Origin of the sequence: Natrinema hispanicum, from assembly GCF_900111485.1 — an archaeon.
Taxonomy (GTDB): Archaea; Halobacteriota; Halobacteria; order Halobacteriales; family Natrialbaceae; genus Natrinema; species Natrinema hispanicum_A.
Window position 1 is genome coordinate 239,874 of the sequence record NZ_FOIC01000001.1, and the last position, 17,633, is coordinate 257,506.

At 64.2% G+C, this 17,633-nt stretch carries 12 protein-coding genes; 6 read left to right on the forward strand and 6 right to left on the reverse strand.

Annotated features, from left to right (window positions below):
- Positions 1-12: 12 nt before the first annotated feature.
- On the reverse strand, positions 13-1,413 hold the full coding sequence (locus BSG09_RS01250; protein ID WP_092929264.1) for a nucleotide sugar dehydrogenase: 1,401 nt from the start codon (positions 1,411-1,413) through the stop codon (positions 13-15).
- A gap of 356 nt (positions 1,414-1,769) precedes the next feature.
- Between BSG09_RS01250 and BSG09_RS01255 the strand changes: the two genes are divergently transcribed.
- The 3 genes from BSG09_RS01255 (at position 1,770) to glmS (ending at position 4,812) form a co-directional block, all read left to right on the forward strand.
- Positions 1,770-2,405 carry a helix-turn-helix transcriptional regulator gene (locus BSG09_RS01255; RefSeq protein WP_092929267.1) on the forward strand — a complete coding sequence of 212 codons (636 nt, stop codon included), beginning with the start codon at positions 1,770-1,772 and terminating at the stop codon, positions 2,403-2,405.
- A 458-nt stretch (positions 2,406-2,863) separates the two neighbouring features.
- Positions 2,864-3,004: a hypothetical protein gene (locus tag BSG09_RS20575; RefSeq protein WP_175542116.1), complete on the forward strand. Its 141-nt coding sequence runs from the start codon at positions 2,864-2,866 to the stop codon at positions 3,002-3,004.
- Positions 3,004-4,812, forward strand: a complete 1,809-nt coding sequence (glmS, locus tag BSG09_RS01260; RefSeq protein WP_092929269.1) for a glutamine--fructose-6-phosphate transaminase (isomerizing) — start codon at positions 3,004-3,006, stop codon at positions 4,810-4,812. Before BSG09_RS20575 ends, glmS begins: the two co-directional genes overlap by 1 nt.
- An 858-nt stretch (positions 4,813-5,670) precedes the next feature.
- Here glmS and BSG09_RS01265 read toward each other — a convergent pair.
- The 5 genes from BSG09_RS01265 to BSG09_RS01280 form a co-directional block, all read right to left on the reverse strand.
- The gene (locus BSG09_RS01265; protein WP_092929271.1) at positions 5,671-6,684 is read right to left on the reverse strand and encodes a carboxypeptidase regulatory-like domain-containing protein; all 1,014 of its coding nucleotides are present in this window, start codon (positions 6,682-6,684) and stop codon (positions 5,671-5,673) included.
- Between the two features lie 38 nt (positions 6,685-6,722).
- Entirely contained in the window at positions 6,723-6,902 is a 180-nt protein-coding gene (locus BSG09_RS20075) for a hypothetical protein (RefSeq protein ID WP_139246176.1), read from the reverse strand.
- Positions 6,903-7,170: 268 nt separating this feature from the next.
- Positions 7,171-7,998: an alpha/beta fold hydrolase gene (locus BSG09_RS01270; RefSeq protein WP_092929273.1), complete on the reverse strand. Its 828-nt coding sequence runs from the start codon at positions 7,996-7,998 to the stop codon at positions 7,171-7,173.
- Positions 7,999-8,104: 106 nt separating this feature from the next.
- Positions 8,105-9,667, reverse strand: coding sequence for a uracil-xanthine permease family protein (locus tag BSG09_RS01275; protein ID WP_092929275.1), 1,563 nt, complete (start codon positions 9,665-9,667; stop codon positions 8,105-8,107).
- Positions 9,668-9,749: 82 nt separating this feature from the next.
- Entirely contained in the window at positions 9,750-11,960 is a 2,211-nt protein-coding gene (locus BSG09_RS01280) for a VWA domain-containing protein (protein ID WP_092929277.1), read from the reverse strand.
- Positions 11,961-11,994: 34 nt separating this feature from the next.
- On the opposite strand from BSG09_RS01280, the gene cobN reads away from it, so the two are divergent.
- Genes cobN through BSG09_RS01295 form a run of 3 tightly spaced genes read left to right on the forward strand, consistent with a single transcriptional unit; the run spans position 11,995 to position 17,415 of the window.
- Positions 11,995-15,885: a cobaltochelatase subunit CobN gene (cobN, locus tag BSG09_RS01285; protein ID WP_092929279.1), complete on the forward strand. Its 3,891-nt coding sequence runs from the start codon at positions 11,995-11,997 to the stop codon at positions 15,883-15,885.
- Positions 15,878-16,627, forward strand: coding sequence for a precorrin-8X methylmutase (locus BSG09_RS01290; RefSeq protein ID WP_092929281.1), 750 nt, complete (start codon positions 15,878-15,880; stop codon positions 16,625-16,627). Before cobN ends, BSG09_RS01290 begins: the two co-directional genes overlap by 8 nt.
- Complete coding sequence (locus BSG09_RS01295; protein WP_092929283.1) at positions 16,624-17,415, forward strand: cobalt-precorrin-7 (C(5))-methyltransferase; 792 nt, start codon at positions 16,624-16,626, stop codon at positions 17,413-17,415. Before BSG09_RS01290 ends, BSG09_RS01295 begins: the two co-directional genes overlap by 4 nt.
- The last annotated feature ends 218 nt before the right edge of the window (positions 17,416-17,633 follow it).

Sequence of the window (17,633 nt, forward strand, 5' to 3'; positions counted from 1 at the left end):
TCGCACATTGCCTCACAACCTCCGGTAGACGAATCCCGCATCGACGGCCGCGCCTTCGTCGACCGTGCCGGTCACGTCGATCAGCGCGGGCTCGTCCGCGAGTTGGCTCGCCACCGCCGGGAGATCGAGGTGCTCGAACTCCGCGTGCGGCGTCGCGAGCAAAATCGCGTCGAACCCCTCAAACGAGAGTCGGTCCTGAACGTCGATTCCGAAGGCTTCGCGGGCCGCGTCGTCGTCAGCGAACGGATCGAATCCTTCGATGTCGATGTCGTACTCCCGAAGCTCGTCGATGACGTTGTTGATTTTCGAACTGCGGATGTCGCCGACGCCCGGTTTGTACGCCAGTCCCAACACCAGCACGCGGCTCTCGCGGAGCGTCTTGTGACACTGGTTGAGGGCCTTGATCGTCAGCTCGGCGACGTGGTCGGGAACCGATTCGTTGACCTGCCGGCCCGTCTGCATGAGCTCCGGCTCGAATCCCTCCTTGGCCGATCGGTACGCAAAGAAGTACGGATCGACCGGGATGCAGTGGCCGCCGACCAGTCCCGGCCGGTAGTCGTGGAAGTTCCACTTCGTGCCCGCAGCCTCGAGGACGGCCTGCCCGTCGACGTCCATCTGATCGAGCGCCATCGAGAGCTCGTTGACGAACGCGATGTTGAGATCTCGCTGGGCGTTCTCGACGACTTTGCAGGCTTCGGCGACCTCGATCGACGGGGCACGATGGACGCCCGCGTCGACGACCGACTCGTACAGCGTCGCCACGTCCTCGAGTACGGTCTCGTTTTGGGCGCTGACGACTTTGACGACGTCCGCGAGCCCGTGTTCCTCGTCGCCCGGTGTTGCGCGCTCCGGGGAGTACCCGACGAAGAAGTCCTCGGTTGCGGTCAGTCCGGACGCGTCCTCGAGCGCCGGCACGAGCACGTCGCGTGTCGTGCCTGGATAGACCGTCGACTCGAGGACGACAGTCGTTCCAGAGGTCATCTTCGACCCGACCGTGGTCGCCGCGCTTTCGACGTAGCCGAGGTCCGGCCGCTCGTCGTCGTCGATCGGTGTCGGCACGGCGATGATGACATAGTCGGCCTCGGTGATCGCAGTCGCGTCGGTCGTATAAGAGATGTCGCCGTCCTGAATCACGTCGTCGGTGAGATCACCGGTCGTATCGATCCCCTCTTGGAGTCGGTCGACCGTCACGTCGTCGACGTCGTATCCGATGACGCGGTAGTCCGACTGCGCGAACCCGACCGCAAGCGGCAGCCCGACATAGCCCAGTCCGACGACGCAGATCGTCGCTTCGCGCGTCGATCGCTCCGTCTCGTGCTCGAGGCTGGTCTCTTCACCGCTCGATTCGGCCTCGTACTGGCCGCTCGCTCGCTCGTCCGATTGCGTCTCCGTATCGCTGATTATCGTGGTCATGGGTGGTGCGTTGTCGCTGGACCGTCACACGACCGAGTGCGACGGTGACTGTTCGGAACTGTCGGGCCCGCGATCGGCGGACCGTGCTACAAACTCGGCAAGTCGGTGTCGGGGGATTACTATACCGCGGATAAACCGGTGCAAGTGTCTCGCGCAGTGAAACCGGGCGGCGACTGGCGCTGCCAGCAGCAGTACCCCGGCAGACGGCTACACGCCGGGATGAGCGCTTAAATCGTTGTTAAACGCTCCTATACGGATTCATAATGAAGGTCACGGGAGCTGGATCTCCAGTGCGGTCGGCGAGGTCACGTCCACCGTGACTCGGTCACACCGGCCGCAGCAGAACCGCGTCAATCATGGTGTCACATTCCCCGCTCGGAGTCAGAGCCCAGCTCGCATCGATTCATAGCACCGTCTCGATCGATATGGGTCTGACTTCATCCCACCAGGGCGTCCACGCGAGTCCCTTGCAGACAGGTAGTCTCTGGATCGGCGGTCGATCCGCCGACCCGTTGCAACTGCTTCGCACGACATCATTCGGGGATGTGGCCCTGATTGCGGTTCTCTTCGTGCTCATCAGTGTACTCATCGGGATTCGCACGGCGGACGTGTTGTCGGAACACGACCTCGAGCTTTCGTCGCTCCCGCTTGTCGCGAAGACGGCAGGCGATACAGCGGACACAGCTCACGCACGCACTGACAGTCCTCGGGCGTATGAAACGTATCTGTCGCCCGAGACACCACCGAGACTCCTGAGTGACGAAGGAAAAGTCGTCCGGCTGCTGGTTGCGAATCACGGCCGGGTTCGCCAACACCGGATCGCAGACGAGACCGGCTGGTCGAAGTCGAAAGTGAGCCGCATCTGCTCACAGATGCACGCCGACGGCACGATCGAAAAGCGATCTGTTGGTCGGGAAAACGTCATCGTCTTTGCCGACCACCCGGCCGACGACGAGCCGCAGTCGGACGACGCCGAAAATCCGCTTCCGTAAGCACCCATCGGCTCCGTTGACATCCACAATTGCACCACCCGGAACGCGGTCGACGTCGCCGAGCCATCGTGCGACGATGGCGACCAGTTCTGTCGGCCGTGTTTCGATTTCCATCGACCAGAGCGCGTTTACACCGTTCGTAAACCGATCGACACCCTATTCAGCAGCATCGTTCTGACGCTGTGGCTGCTTGTCGGGCGGACGCCACTGTAGCGTTTCACTGGATAGAATCAGCCATGCCCCCGGTTCGGATGGGGTCGCACGAACGCCGTGCGCTGCTGGGATAGGGACCGAACCGAGCCGTCAAAAATTGTGAAACTGAACACGGATTACACAGTCGATAGCTCGCGTCGCGTTCGTGGTATCGTCTTATTCGTGGTATAGTAATGGCCGCTGTTGTCCGTGGTGGAAGTGACGCCCGGTCCGACAGCAGAGCGCGGACGGGTTCGACGATACCAATGACACGGAACAGTACTGCACTCACCGCAGCGGTCTCGAGCCGACTCGATACGTCCGTCACAGCCGTCGATTGCCCCGCCGCACACGACGCAGCCGATGCGGCGTGGTCGCCGGCCGTACAGCCGGAGGTGATCGGCTGATGTGCGGGATTATCGCGCGAATCGGTCACGGGAACGCAGCAGAGACGCTCCTCTCGGGGCTCGAGAACCTCGAATACCGGGGCTACGACTCGGCAGGCATCGCCGTCCAGAACGGCTCCGGCGTCAAGGTCCACAAATGTTCGGGCGAGGTCTCCGACCTCAAATCGACGTTGAGTACACAGCCACACGGAAATATGGGAATCGGCCATACCCGCTGGAGTACCCACGGGCCCCCGACTGACGAGAACGCCCATCCGCATACGGACACGGCCGGTGACGTCGCGGTGGTTCACAACGGCGTCATCGACAACTACGATGAACTCCGAGCGGAGCTTCAGGAGAAGGGCCACGAGTTCGACAGCGACACTGACACCGAAGTCATTCCCCACCTCATCGACGAGTATCGGGACGCGACCGGCGACACCGAGCAGGCCGTTCGCCGGGCTGTCGACACGCTCGAAGGGAGCTACGCGATCGCCGCGATCGTCGACGGCGAAGAGGCGGTCTACGCCGCACGGAAAGGATCGCCGCTCGTCCTCGGGCTCGATGAGGAAGAGTGGTTCCTCGCCAGCGACGTCCCGGCGTTCCTCGATCACACCGACGAGGTGATCTACCTCGAGGATGGCGATCTGGTGGTCCTCGAGCCCGACTCCTACCAGATCACCGATCTCGACGGGAATCCGATCGAGCGGCCGGTCGACACCGTCGATTGGGATCCCGAAGATGCGGGCAAAGGCGAGTACGACCATTACATGTTAAAGGAGATCCACAACCAGCCGACCTCCCTCGCCAATACGATCGAAGGCCGGGTCGAGGATGGCGATGTCGCGTTCGAGGCCCTGCCACCGGGCTCGTTCGACGGGATCGAGTCGGTCCAGTTCGTTGCCTGCGGGACATCGTATCACGCGGCGATGTACGGCAGCCAGTTGGTTCGCGAGGCCGGGATTCGGGCCGACGTCCTCCGAGCCAGCGAGTACGAGTCGACGACCGGACCGGTCGACGAAACCACGCTCACCATCGCGGTCACACAAAGCGGCGAGACAGCCGATACCCTCGATGCGCTCCGAACCGCGGCCGATCGCGGCGCGCGAACCCTCGCCGTCACCAACGTCGTCGGTTCGACGGCCGCCCGCGAAGCCGACGACGCGGTCTACATCCGCGCCGGCCCGGAGGTCGGCGTCGCCGCGACGAAGACCTACTCCTCGCAGGCGGTCACGCTCGCGCTCCTCTCCCAGCGCATCGCCGGTGACGTTCCTGACGCGACCCCCGCCGACGACCGAGCGGCGATGCTCGAGGCGCTCGCAGATCTGCCAGAGCACGTCGAGACCGTCCTCGAGTCGACCCACGCTGAGACGCTTGCACAGGACACCCTCGACAGCGAGTCGTTCTTCTTCATCGGCAGCGGGCTCGGTCGTTCCGTCGCGCTCGAGGGTGCGCTAAAATTCAAGGAGATTACCTACGAGCACGCGGAAGGGTTCGCCGCCGGCGAACTCAAACACGGGCCGCTGGCGCTCGTGACCGAGGAGACGCCGCTGTTTGCGGTCTACACGAGCGGTGACGACGAGAAGACGAAGACGAACGCGATCGAAGCCAAGTCCCGCGGTGCGCCGATCGTCGCCGTCGGACCCACCGACCATCCCCTCGTCGACGTCGCCGACGCACACCTGTCGGTTCCCGAGACCCACCCCGTCTGGGCTGGGCTGCTTGCGAACGTCCAGTTGCAGTTGCTGTCCTACCACGCTGCGAAACAGCTCGAGCGGCCGATCGACAAACCACGCAATCTCGCGAAAAGCGTGACGGTCGAATGATCGGCTCGTCGCACAGCTAACGTTTTTTCGCGGTCAGTTCGACGCCACCGGTTCACGGCTCGAAGCCGCGCGTCGTGTCCCCTCACACTGTCAGTAGCTGCAGCGGTGCAGACAAGCGACGAGTGTTGAAACGCCGTTGCAGTGAGTTACACTGCTCGAGCGACAGAGCAGGATCACCATGACCGATTGCCTACTCTCGAACGACGATCGGACAGCCTCCTCTCTCGGTGCCCCCGGACAGCTCGGCCCGTTGCCTGACCCAGCACTCGGCGAGGCAGTTCGTGGTGAGACCGAGTCGACAGCGGGTTCGGTTATCGACTCGTGGCTGTTGGATCGACACTCATCTCCGATAGCCCGCTCGAGGCCACCGAGGAGGTCCATCGGTGTCGCTGACAGTGCAGTTCGTCGGGCTATGACACGGTTCGCTGACGCCACCGCATGTACTCTGCCGGTCGTCTCGACCGACGTTGGGGTCGTCCCCAACTGGTGGAAGAACCAGCGTCCAGCGTTCGGTCTTCGCTATCGGTCGGGGCTGATACGGTCTACTGTAACGAATTCCCGGCGCATCCGCAGGACGGGTCGCGGATACGCTGGAACTGACTGACAGTAGTCCGTATGAATCAACAGCGGTCCAGTGTCTCGAGACCGATAGCGAGGGTCGTTGTTCGAGACATGGCTCATCTGGCGTACTCGAGCGGTCGATCATCGCCGTCTCGAACGGAGATGCGTACAGCCCGCCGTCTCGGAGAGCGGTATTCGGATGTGGTCGAGACCGTACTGCCGCCGACAAAACGAGAACCACAACCACGTCCTCACACGAACGGCCGCCACTACACCACGGCCGGCGGTGCGCCGTGGTTAGCCGTCTTTCGACTCGAGTGTCAGCGTGATCGATTCGTCCCCGCCATCGATCGTGACAGGTCGCGGCTTCGGCTCCGCGAACGTGTACCCGTCCGCGTTTGCGGTGACCGCGTACTCGCCGTCCTCGAGTTCGAACGTCGCCTCACCATCGTCGTTAACTTCTTTCGTTTCCTTCTCGTTCGAGCCAAAGAGGAGGGCGTCCTCTGCGACCTCGACGGTCGCATTCTCGACCGCAGTGCCGTTCTCGTCCTTGACGGTCACTGCAAGCGTGTGCGTCCCATCGCTATCGTCGGTGCCGTCGCCGGCTTGGGTCTGTTGCTCGAGCGTTAGCGTGATCGTCTGGTCTGCACCATCGACCTGAACGGATTTCTCCGTGGTTTTGTAGCCGTCCGCGTCCGCAGTAACTGCGTACTCGCCGTCCTCGAGCACGAATTCGGTCTCTCCGTTCTCGTCAACCGATTTCGAGACGTTCGAGGCTGATCCGGGATCGACGGTAACGGTGGCGTTGTCGATCACATCGCCGTTCTGTGATTCGACGACTGCCGTCAGTACGTGCGATTTGTCGGTCGTCGTCTCGTTGCTGCCGTCGGAGTTCGTGCTGTCGGTTCCGTCCGCTTGGGTGTCGGTACTATCGGAACTGTCCGCCTGAGTGTCCGTGCTGTCGGTACCATCCGTCTGGGTGTCCGTACTGTCAGTTCCGTCCGTTTGTGTGTCCGTACTGTCGGTACTATCCGTCTCTTCCGTTTCGTTGGCTGTCCCGCCGGTCCCATCGGTCGTATCGCCATCGCCTACCGAGTTGCTGTCGGCCGTGTCGCCACCGTCGTCGGCCGGCTGTTGGACATCGTCGAGCCTGTCGCTGACCGAGCCGACGGCGCTGCTGACGGACGCACCGCTCGCGGCGAGTACCAGGCCAGCCAGCAGGAACACGATGCCACAGACGGTAAGCAGGATCTGGACGCTACGCTGAATCGATCGGGTCTCCGTTCGGCTGTGTTGGGCATTGCGGCGCATTATCGATAATTTTGGGCTTGAGAGATAGTGTCAGTACGTTACACACCCATCGGCTCGCCGACCGACAGGACCGTCGGTGGGACCCGGTCAGTGGACAACCAGTCGGTCGTCTCCACACTCCCGGTCTCGGTCACTGTCGAAACCGGGACGCCATCCGGACGATACCGATCTGAGCGGTCGCTCGAGGAGCGCTGTTGGCTATGCCGTGTGTCAGACACAGGTCTGCGAGATTTCATTAGGCGACGATTCTACTGTTTGGTGGTTCACTATAGGGTCCATAAATCCGTTTCACACGGCCTGTTGTGCCGAGTTTCCGGTGCACTTGCAGAACGGCCGCGGGCGTCCCAAATTGAGTTACAGACGGCTGTATCACTCCGGGCCACGAGGTTGTCATCGCCGTCGGTGTCGATCGACGGGTGTGCGGTTCGGAGCGTCCCGTGAGCGAGACCGGCGGACGATGCGGTTGATTGTCGACCGTTTCAGTTGCTACGCCGCGGTAACTCTCTCGAGGAAGTTAGCCGTCACCCGATTGAACGCATGCGGCCGGTCCAGATTGACCAGATGGCCCGAGTCGGACAGTTCTACTCGCGTGCCGTCGGCAACTTCCGCGGCGATCTGGGAACCCTGTCGCTTGACGAGCGAAGCCTCCTGGTCGCCGTGGACGACGAGCGTCGGCGTCTCGACGCCGGTTAACTCGGGCGGATCGTACTGATAGAGCGCATCGAAGATCTTGCGATACTCCGTCGCCGAGATGTCGCCGACGCCGTCGATCGCTTCGGCTCTGACGTCGGAGTCGACAGACAGCCACCGCTTGCCAGTCGTCGCTTGAATCGACTGCAGCATCGACTGGAAGGTCCCCGTCGAGCCCGACAGCGACAGCGACGTCGTCAGCGCCGGCAGCGGCGACCACAACGATTTCATCGCCGTCGGGAGTTCGACCGGCGGCATCGATCGCACCGCCCCGCCCAAGATCGCGGCCGAGGCACTGTTTGGATGGCGGTCCAGAAACTCCTGGACGACCATCGACCCGAGCGAGAGCCCACAGAGGATCGGCTGGTCGCCCTCGAGACGGGATAGCAGCGCCTCGAGGTCGTCGGTAAAGAGTTCGATCGAGTACTGGTCGGCGTCGGTCGCGCCGGTACTGCCGTGGCCGCGAACGTCGAGCGTGACGACCCGATACTCGTCGGCGAAGTGGTTGACCTGTGGCTCCCAGGCCGTTCCGTCCATCCATCCGCCGTGGACGAACACCAGCGGCCGGCCGTCGCCGCTCGTCTGATAGTGGATGGTTCCGTCGTCGAGCTCGAGTGCTGCCATACACAGGCTGGGGACCGCTCGCTCTTAGAATGCCGGGTTGCGTTCGCATTGGCTGAGAAAGGGGCGGCTAGTTCGCTCACCGCCTCGCACAGTCGGGACCGACCCCCTACTCCGGTCCCAGCCAGCGGTCCCAGACCGAGTCGAACTCCGACTCGTCTTCGGAGATGCGATCCCACGCCGCAAGCCCGCGCTCCTCGCGGGAGCCAGGAACGGTGTTGTCGAGAACCAGTGCCGCGAGTCCGCCGATGGCCATCCCGGTCGAGCCGATGATGTAGATCGTGTCGATGACGGCCTGCGCCGCGGCTTCGATCGCAGTTGCGGCGGCCGTGTTCGCCAGGCCGGTCGCACCAATCATGCCCTCGAGGTCGACGGCTTCACGGAACGCGACCGTGCTCTCGAAGTTACCCATGTACGCCGGGATCGCCAGCCCGACGAAGAGAGCGAAGCCGATGATGAAGGTGTTTCTCGAGGAGGCGAGATCAACGTGACGCAGATTCGAGATGCCGACGGCGACGATCTGGCCGAACATAGCAATAAAGAGTCCGCCGACGATCGGATCGGGGATCGTCGCGATCAACTGCCCGAAATAGCCGATGAAGCCGACGAACAGCATGACGACGGCTCCGATCTGGACGACGTACCGAGAGGCGACACCGGTCAGGCCGATCGCACCGATATTTTCAGAGTACGACGTCGAGCCGGCGGTCCCCATGATTCCCGAGAAGACGTTCATCAGTCCTTCCATGCCGATGCCGTGGTTGATCCGCTTCTCGCTTGGCGCACCCGCACCCGAAATGTTCGCCACCGCGTAGTAGTCGCCGATGCTCTCGACGATCGAGGCCAGCACGCCGGCGAACATCCCGATGACGAACGCGGTCGTTATTTGCGGAGTGCCCCATTGGAACGGATAAATCAGGAGCAGCAGATCACTGCCCGCGACCTGACCGAGGTCGACGTAGCCCGGATGGGCCCCACCGATCACGCCGAACACCGATAGCGCGGCGGCGATGAGCCATGAAATCACGAGTGCGAGGATTACTGGATAGAGCCGGAACGCCTTGTGTCGAACGTCGAGATATTGCGAAAAGAGTAGAATGAGACCAAGCGTGAGTCCAAGCAGCCACCAGCTCTGATTCGCCGTGGTGATCTGGGGGGCATTGAACAACGATAATCCGATCAGCGCGATCGTTGGCGCGATGACCACCGGCGAGAGGTAATTGCGCAGTTTCCCGACCAGACCGAAGTATCCCATTGCGATCTCGACGGTAGCGGCGACGATAATCGCTCCCTGAAGTTGTAACAGTGCGGCCTGCCAGTCTGGCTGTCCCGAGACGCCGCCGGCAGTGACGACGCCGACAATCGCCAGCGCCGGCGCAAGCATCGAGAACGGCGCGCCCTGGACGATCGGATACCGGTTCCCGAACGTCGTCTGGGCGAGCGTCGCGATCCCCGAAACGACGAAGAACGTCCCGATGAAGTGGGCAGTCACACCCGGAGGCATCCCCATCGCGCCGGCCAGGATCAGCGGCACTGCGATGTTCGCACCGACCATCGTCAGATAGTGCTGGACCCCGAGCACTATCGATTCACCGAGCGGTGGCTTGTCGTCGATTCCGTACTCGATCGCATCACCGACGGATTCGTCGGCGACTTGCTCATCCCCCGTCATCGATTTCCGTCGGATAACAGCCGAGGGGCGTTCAAAGGGGTGTTGATCCGCCTTCTCCCTCGTTTCGGACAGTTGTCCTGTTTTATGAGCGCTGGCTCTCATCGGCCGCTCGCTCGGCGGCCGCCCGGACCCGCTCGACCGACAGCGTCGAGAGATCCACTCGCTCACCGTCGGTCTCGCTTGCGACGAGTTGCGAGAGGCCGGCACGGGAGTCGTCGCCGGCGTCAACGACGACCACCCGCGTGTCGTCCGTCGCGAGCGCACGGGCTGCCTTGCGAGTCGCCGCCGTCGGGCTCCCGTCGGCGACGTTCGCCCGACCGTCGGTGACGAGGACGACGACCGATGCGTCGGTGTCGGCGCGCTCGATGACTTGTCTCGAGGTCTCGAGTCCCGCCGGCAGCGGCGTTCGATCGCCCGAGGGCAGATCCTTGAGGTGACGAGCGGCCAGCGAGACGCTGTCGGTCGGCGGCAGCAAGACATCGGCGTCCTCGCCGGCGAAGGCGACGAACGCGACCTGATCGCGGTGTTCGTAGCTGTCGCGCAGTAACTCGAGGACGACGCCCTTGGCGGTGCGCATCGCCGGGCGCATCGAGGCGCTGGCGTCGACGGCGAAGACGATCGTCACCGATGTCTCGCCGGCCCGAACCGACTGCCGGAGGTCCTGTTTTGCGACGCGAGATTCGCCGCGGGTCGCCGCTGATCGGACCGACGCCGCGGCGTCGATCGAGCCTTCGCCCGAGGCGGGCTCGGTGCGAACGCGCGCACCACGGTTGTCCGTACTCGGTGCCGTACTCGCCCGTGATCCCGTCGCGGTCGCGCCCTCGCTGCCCTCGACGGTCGCTGTCTCGAGGTCCGGTGCCGCCGCCTCGCCGATTCCGGCGCGTTGCTGGCCCGGGACGAGCGGCTGGGCGGTTTCGTCCTCGCTATCCTCGTCATTGGATGACTCATCCGACTCGGAATCACGCTCGCTCGAGTCGTCGTCTGACCCCCCGTCGCCGGTTTCGGCGGACGATTGGGATGCCTGGGCCGGTTGTTTTCCCCCTTCTGGTCGCTGTTCAGGCCCGTCATCGTCGCGTTCGTCGCCATCGCCGCCGTCGCTCGAGCCGTCGCCGTCGGCTCCATCGCTGCCGTCGTCTGATTCCTCGCTGCCGCCGTCCTCGTCCCCATCTCCCGGTTCGGGTTCTGGTTCACTCTCGTCGCCATCGCCGCCGTCGGCGTCATCGTCGTCCCCATCTCCCTCGCCATCGGCGTCGTCGGGCGACTCCTCGTCGAAGCGATCCTCGAGCAAGTCGTCGAGATCCGGTTCGTCCTCGAAGGGGGTGCTCCGAAGCCGGTGAGGGAGCGTGTATGTCGCTGCCTCGTGGACGTCCGATTCGATGACCGTCTCGCGACCCTCGAGTGTGGCCAGCGTCATAGCGGTGCGGGCCGTCGCGACGTCGCCCCGGTGGCCGTCGACGCCGGCCGCGAGACAGAGGTCGGCGATTTCGGCTTTGAAATCGGCAGGAAGGTCGACGCTCGAGAGGCGTTCGCGGGCTGCGGCCAACTCCTCGCGTAAGGCGTCGACCTCGTCGGTGTACGCCGTTTCGGGGTCTGGATCACTCTCGGCCTCGAGTGCCCGATCGATGATTTCGACGCGGTCGTCGATCTCGCGACAGCCCTCGACGGTGGCCTGCAGCGCGAAGCGATCCCGTAGCTGGGGCCGGAGATCACCCTCCTCGGGGTTCATCGTCCCGATCAGGGTGAAGTCCGCTGGATGAGAGACGCTGATCCCGTCGCGTTCGACGGTGTTGACGCCGCTGGCGGCCGCATCGAGGATCACGTCGACGAGGTGGTCGTCCAGCAGATTGACCTCATCGACGTAGAGGATGCCGCGGTTGGCACGGGCCAGCAGGCCGGGATCGAAGTCGGCCTCGCCCGCCAGCGCGTCTTCGACCGAAAGCGTGCCGACGACCCGATCCCGTGTCGCACCCAGCGGGAGGGTCACAAGCGGCACGGGTCGCGTCTCGACCGGGAGGTCTGCAGGATCACGGCCGCGGCAGTCGTCACACTGCTGGCTCGAGTCGTCGGGCGAACAGCCGTACGGGCAGTCGGCGACGGCCCGCTGTTTAGGCAGGAGATCGACGAGCGCTCGCACCGCAGTCGACTTCGCGGTTCCCTTTTCCCCGGTTATCAGGGCTCCGTCGAGGCCGTCATTGGCCGCGACGGCGAGCAACACGCGTTTCAGCTCCTCCTGTCCGACGATCGCCGGAAAGGGGAGTGACGACAGCTTTTTGCCCCCGGCGTTTGCAACCATACTTGCGCTAATACAATAGAGGTTTAAAAGTACGATGACACGGATCGGGATCTATACTGCGACGGAAAACGAACTCGGCTCGATCGGACAGGCCGCCGAGCGCCTCGAGGGGATCGAGCTGGTCGTCCGCTCGGAGAGCGACCTCGACGAGGAAGCCGATGTCGAGGAGTTCGTCGAGGAATTGCGCGACGCCGCGGCAGCGATTTTCTGGCTGCATGGGGCCGAAGACAGCATGCCGGGCTACGACTACGCGACGGGCGCGCTCGAGGACGCGGGCGTCCCGCTGATCGTCAAAGCGACCGGTGACGCCTACGCCGTCGAGGACACGACGGTCGCTACTGAACACCGTGAGCTGGCCTACGACTACCTCGAGAAAGGCGGCACGATCAACGTCGCGAACCTATGTCGGTTCCTCGCCGCCGAGTACGAGGGCCAGGACGTCGACTACGACGAGCCCGCCGAACTCCCGACGGAGGGCGTCTACCACCCCGACCACCCGGGAGTCGAGTACGAGGAGCTGCTCGCGACCCACGACCCGGACAAGCCGACGGTCGCGGTCTGGTTCTACGAGTCCCACTGGACCCACGAGAACACCCGGTACGTCGACGCGCAGGTCCGCGCACTCGAGGAACAGGGGGCCAACGCCCTGCCGATCTTCTGTAATCCGGCGACCGATACGGACGAACAGGAAGACGCCGAGTGGGTGACCGACAACTGGCTGCTAGACGATTCGGGCGGGCCGATCGTCGACGCTGTGCTCTCCTCGTTTATGTTCTCTCTCTCGATGGACGAGCGCGGCCGCAGTGCCGATGACGAAGGCAGTTCTGCAGAGGACGTCTTCCTCGACCGGCTCGGCGTGCCAGTCCTGCAGACGGTCACCACGATGCGCTCGCGCTCGCGCTACGAATCCAGCGATACGGGCGTGATGGGCTTCGAACTCGCGCTCTCGGTTGCGCTGCCGGAGTTCGACGGGAACGTGATTACGCACCCGATTTCTGGCAAGGAGCGCACCGACGACGAAGCCGGCATCGGCTCCGCGCCGAAACACCACTTCCCGATCGAGGATCGGATCGACCACGCCACGCGGCTAGCGGTCAACTGGGCCGAGCTGCGACACACCCCCAACGAGGACAAGCAGGTCGCCGTCGTCCTCCACAACTACCCGCCGAGCGACGACGGAATCGGGACTGCGTTCGGCCTCGACTCGCCGGAGTCGACGGTCAATCTGCTCGAGGAACTCGATGCTCGCGGCTATGATCTCGGCGACGACATGCCCGAGGACGGCCAGACGCTCGTCGAGAACCTGACCGCACAGCTCACGCTCGAGGATCGCTGGGTCGCACCGGAAGACGTCCGTGATCTCTCGGTCGACGTGGTTGCGCCGGACACCTACGCGGACTGGTTTGCCAACGCCGACGAGCGCTTCCAGGAGAACATTATCGAGGAATGGGGCGAAGTTCCCGACCGCCCGTTCGCGATCCCCGGCGTCGAGTTCGGCAACGTGCTCGTCACCGTCCAGCCGCCACGCGGGTTCGGGATGGACCCCTCGAAGGTCTATCACGACTCGGATCTGCAGCCGCCACACGACTACTACGCGTTCTACGGCTGGCTGCGAAACACGTTCGAGACCGACGCGGTCGTCCATCTTGGGACCCACGGCAGTCTCGAGTGGCTCCCCGGCAAGACGGTCGGCCTGAACGGCGCAAGTGCGCCGGATCAGTTGATCGACGACATCCCGAACGTCTACCCCTACATCGTCAACAATCCCGGCGAAGGGACGCAGGCAAAACGACGCTCCTACGCCGCTATCGTCGACTACCTCACGCCAGTCATGCGATCGGCTGGGACGTACGACGAACTCTCGGAACTCGAGGAACTGGCCAACCAGTACCGCGAAGCTGGAATGGAAGACGCCCGTGCCGACGACGGCGAGCATCTCGAGACGCTGATCCGCGAGAAGGTCGAAGAACTCGACCTTGCGGTCGAATTAGGTATTACGGGAACGATCGACGAGAAGGCCGACGTTCGTGGGCCCGACGAGGCCGGGTCGACGCTCGCGGAAGGCGACGTCGAGGGCGACGACCTCTCGATCGACGACCTCGTCGAACGCGTCCACGAGTACCTCACCGACGTGAAGACGACCCAGATCCGGCTCGGACTCCACACCATGTCCGAGCCGCCGGAAGGCGAACGTCTCGTGGAGTATCTCGTCGCGCTCACGCGCCTCGAGAACCCCGGTGCGCCGAGCCTGCGCGAGAGCGTGGCCGGCGCGCTCGGTGTCGACTACGAGACGATGCTCGACTCCCCGGGAACCTACGACGACGCCCTCGGGATGACCTACGCCGAGGCCGCCGACATCGTCTACGAGACCAGCGTCGACCTGATCGAGACGCTGGCCGCACACGACTTCGACGTTCCCGTTTCCGAACTCGAGGGCGGGCCCGACGACGAGGTCAACATCAACCTCATGATCGTCGACCTCGAGACGATCGGCGACGCGAAGGCCAAACCGGGCGCTCACGACGACCTCCGGGAGGCGCTCGCATACATCTGTGAGGAGGCTCAGCCCCGTGTGCAGGGTGCCGAAGACGAGATCCCCCGCACTGCGGACGCCCTCTCGGGAGAGTACGTGCCGCCGGGTGGGTCGGGCGCACCGACTCGCGGTGGTGTCGACCTGCTGCCCACGGCTCGCAACTTCTACACGCTCGACCCCCGGAAGGTGCCCGCGAAAGCCGCCTGGCAGGTCGGAAAGGAGGTCGCGGAAGGTGTCCTCGAACGCCACCACGCCGAAAACGACGAGTACCCCGAGGAGATCGGCGTGGTCGCCTGGGGGACCCCGACCGTGCGCACGCGCGGCGAGACGATCGCCCAGGTGCTCGCGATGATGGGCGTCGAACCGCAGTGGACCGACGCCGGCCGGATCGACGACGTCGAGCTAATCCCGCTCGAGGAACTCGACCGGCCGCGGATCGACGTGACGACGCGCGTCTCCGGGCTGTTCCGCGACGCGTTCCCCGCAGCGGCGGGCGTCATCCACGACGCCGTTGACGCGGTCGTCGACCTCGACGAGCCCCACGAGATGAACTACGTGAAAAAGCACGTCGAGGAAGAGCAAGCTGAACTCGAGGACGAGGAAGGGCTCGACGAGAAAGAGGCCCGCAAAGCGGCGAAACACCGCGTCTTCACGACCACGCCGGGCGGCTACGGTGCCGGGACGAACAAGGCCGTTGACGAAGGCAACTGGGACGACCGCGGCGACCTCGCTTCCGTCTACGTCCAGTGGGGCGGCTACGCGATGGGGTCGCGCGGTCGGGTCTCGGACGCCCACGACGCCTTCGAGCGCCGCCTCTCGAGCGTCGACGCGACGGTCAAACTCGAGGACACGATGGAACAGGACGAGTTCGACTCCTCGGACTGGTATGCCTTCCACGGCGGTTTCATCTCCGCCGTCTCCGAGATTTCGGGCGAGGAACCGGCCTCCTATGTCGGCGACTCCTCCGACCCGGACAACGTCGACGTCTACACCAACGAGGAGAAGGTCCGCAAGGCCATGCGCTCGCGCGTGCTCAACCCCGACTGGCTCGAGTCCATGGAAGAACACGGCTACAAGGGCGCGGGCGATCTCTCGACGACGGTCGACGTGACGCTGGGCTGGGACGCCACTACTGGCGTCGTCTCGGATACGCTGTGGGAAGAAGTCGCCGCAAAGTTCGCCTTCGACGAGGATCGACAGGACTGGATGCGCGACGTGAACCCGTGGGCGCTCGAGTCCATCACGGACACCTTGCTCGAGGCCATCGATCGTGATCTCTGGGACGCCGACGACGAGACGATCGACCGACTGCGCGATCTGAATCTCGGGGTCGAAGGCGATCTCGAGGCACAGACGACCAACGAGGCAGTGGGGGTGACGAACGATGACTGACGGACAACAAGAATTCGAGAAGGAGTACGCGGACCTGGGCGCAACGACGCAGAACGCGATGGACATCGCGGAGACGAGCATGGACATCGTCCGGCAGTTCGTGCCGGACGAGACGCTGGCCGACCGGGTTCGACAGAAGTCGGTCCACTCGATGGGCGACATCGAGTTCCAGCATCTGATCGAGTTCACCGGCAGTGACGACCTCGGCGACGACGAGGACGCTCCCGTCCGTGCCGGCGCGCAGGCAGTGCTCGAGGAGGCGACCATCGTCACCGACATCACGATGTCGAAAGCCGGCATCACCGGCCGCGGCCACAACTGCGAGAAGCGCAAGGCGATCGGCAACGGCGCGGAGCTAGCAAAGGAGACGGGGATGACCCGAACCGCTGCCTCGGTGCTCGAGCTCGACAAGCAGGGCGTCTACGATGGCGCGATCGCGACGATCGGCAACGCGCCGACGGCCGCGTTCGCGTTGGCCGACTGCATCGAGAACGGCACTCGACCGGCCGCCATCGTCGCGACGCCGGTCGGCTTCGTCAAGGCAGAGGAGAGCCGCCAGCGCATCCGCGAGGTCAGCGAGGAATACGACGTGCCGGCGATTACAAACGTCGGCCGCCGCGGCGGGAGCGGCCTCGCCGCCGCGCTGACGAACGAATTGATCCACGTTGCGAAAGACGTCCGGACCGACGACCTCGAGCTCGACCTGACGGCTGCCCAACGGGCATCACAGGAGGACGAATGAGCGACGAATACGACCTCGATGCGGGGCCGGACCCGGCGACGTTCGCGGCCGCAACACCGGAGCCGGATATCGACGAAGAGACTGACGACCCGGTCTACGCCGTCGGCGTCGGCCCGGGGAATCAGGAGTATCTCACTCCGCGGGGCGAACGCGCGATCCGCGAGGCCGACGTCGTCGTCGGCTTCACGACGGTCGTGGAGTTCGTCGCGGATCTGACTGACGCCGACCTGCTGACCTGCGGGTACAAAGACGAAGCCGAAGCACTCGAGGCGTTCGGCGAGCGCGTCGCTGCCGGCAAGTCGGGAACTGCGGTCGCGATGGGCGACCCCAACCACTCTGGGTATCAGTTCGTCGGGAAGGTACAGGATGTAGTCGAGTCCGAGGACCCCGAGATTCCGGTTCGCGTAATTCCGGGTATTTCAGCGATCCAGATGGCAGCCAGCCGCGCCCGAACCCCGATGGAGGACACCGAGTTCGTCACGCTGCATAAAAGCGGTGACCTCGAGGCCGACATGGACCGGCTCGTCGCTGCCGTCACGGACGACGAGCGCCATCTGCTCACGTTGCCCCGGCCCTACGACCGGATGCCCGGCGACATCGCCGCTACTTTACTCGAGGCGGGTGCCGACCCCGACCTCGAGGCGCTGGTGCTCGAGAAGCTGACTCACGACGAGGAGGAGATCCATCGGTTCACGCTTGGCGGGCTGTCGGAACACGCCGGCGGAAACGGAAAAGACGACACGCCGTTTTCCGATCTGGTCGTCCTCGCCGTTCGACAGCCGGTGTAGTCGCCGCTGTCGTGGGCGGGTCACGTCACCGATCCCCCTCACAGTGCGTCGGCGACTGAACGGGACGAACGGACCACAGCGATCGGAGAGCGAGATCCGTCGGCGAATCCGACACTCATCAGAGCGGTGGACCGGAGGTGTTTTATGATGAGCCAAGAGAATAGCGGGTAGGCGGCACGGTTAGACAGTTACCTTTCAGCGCTCGTGGTTTCCACGCG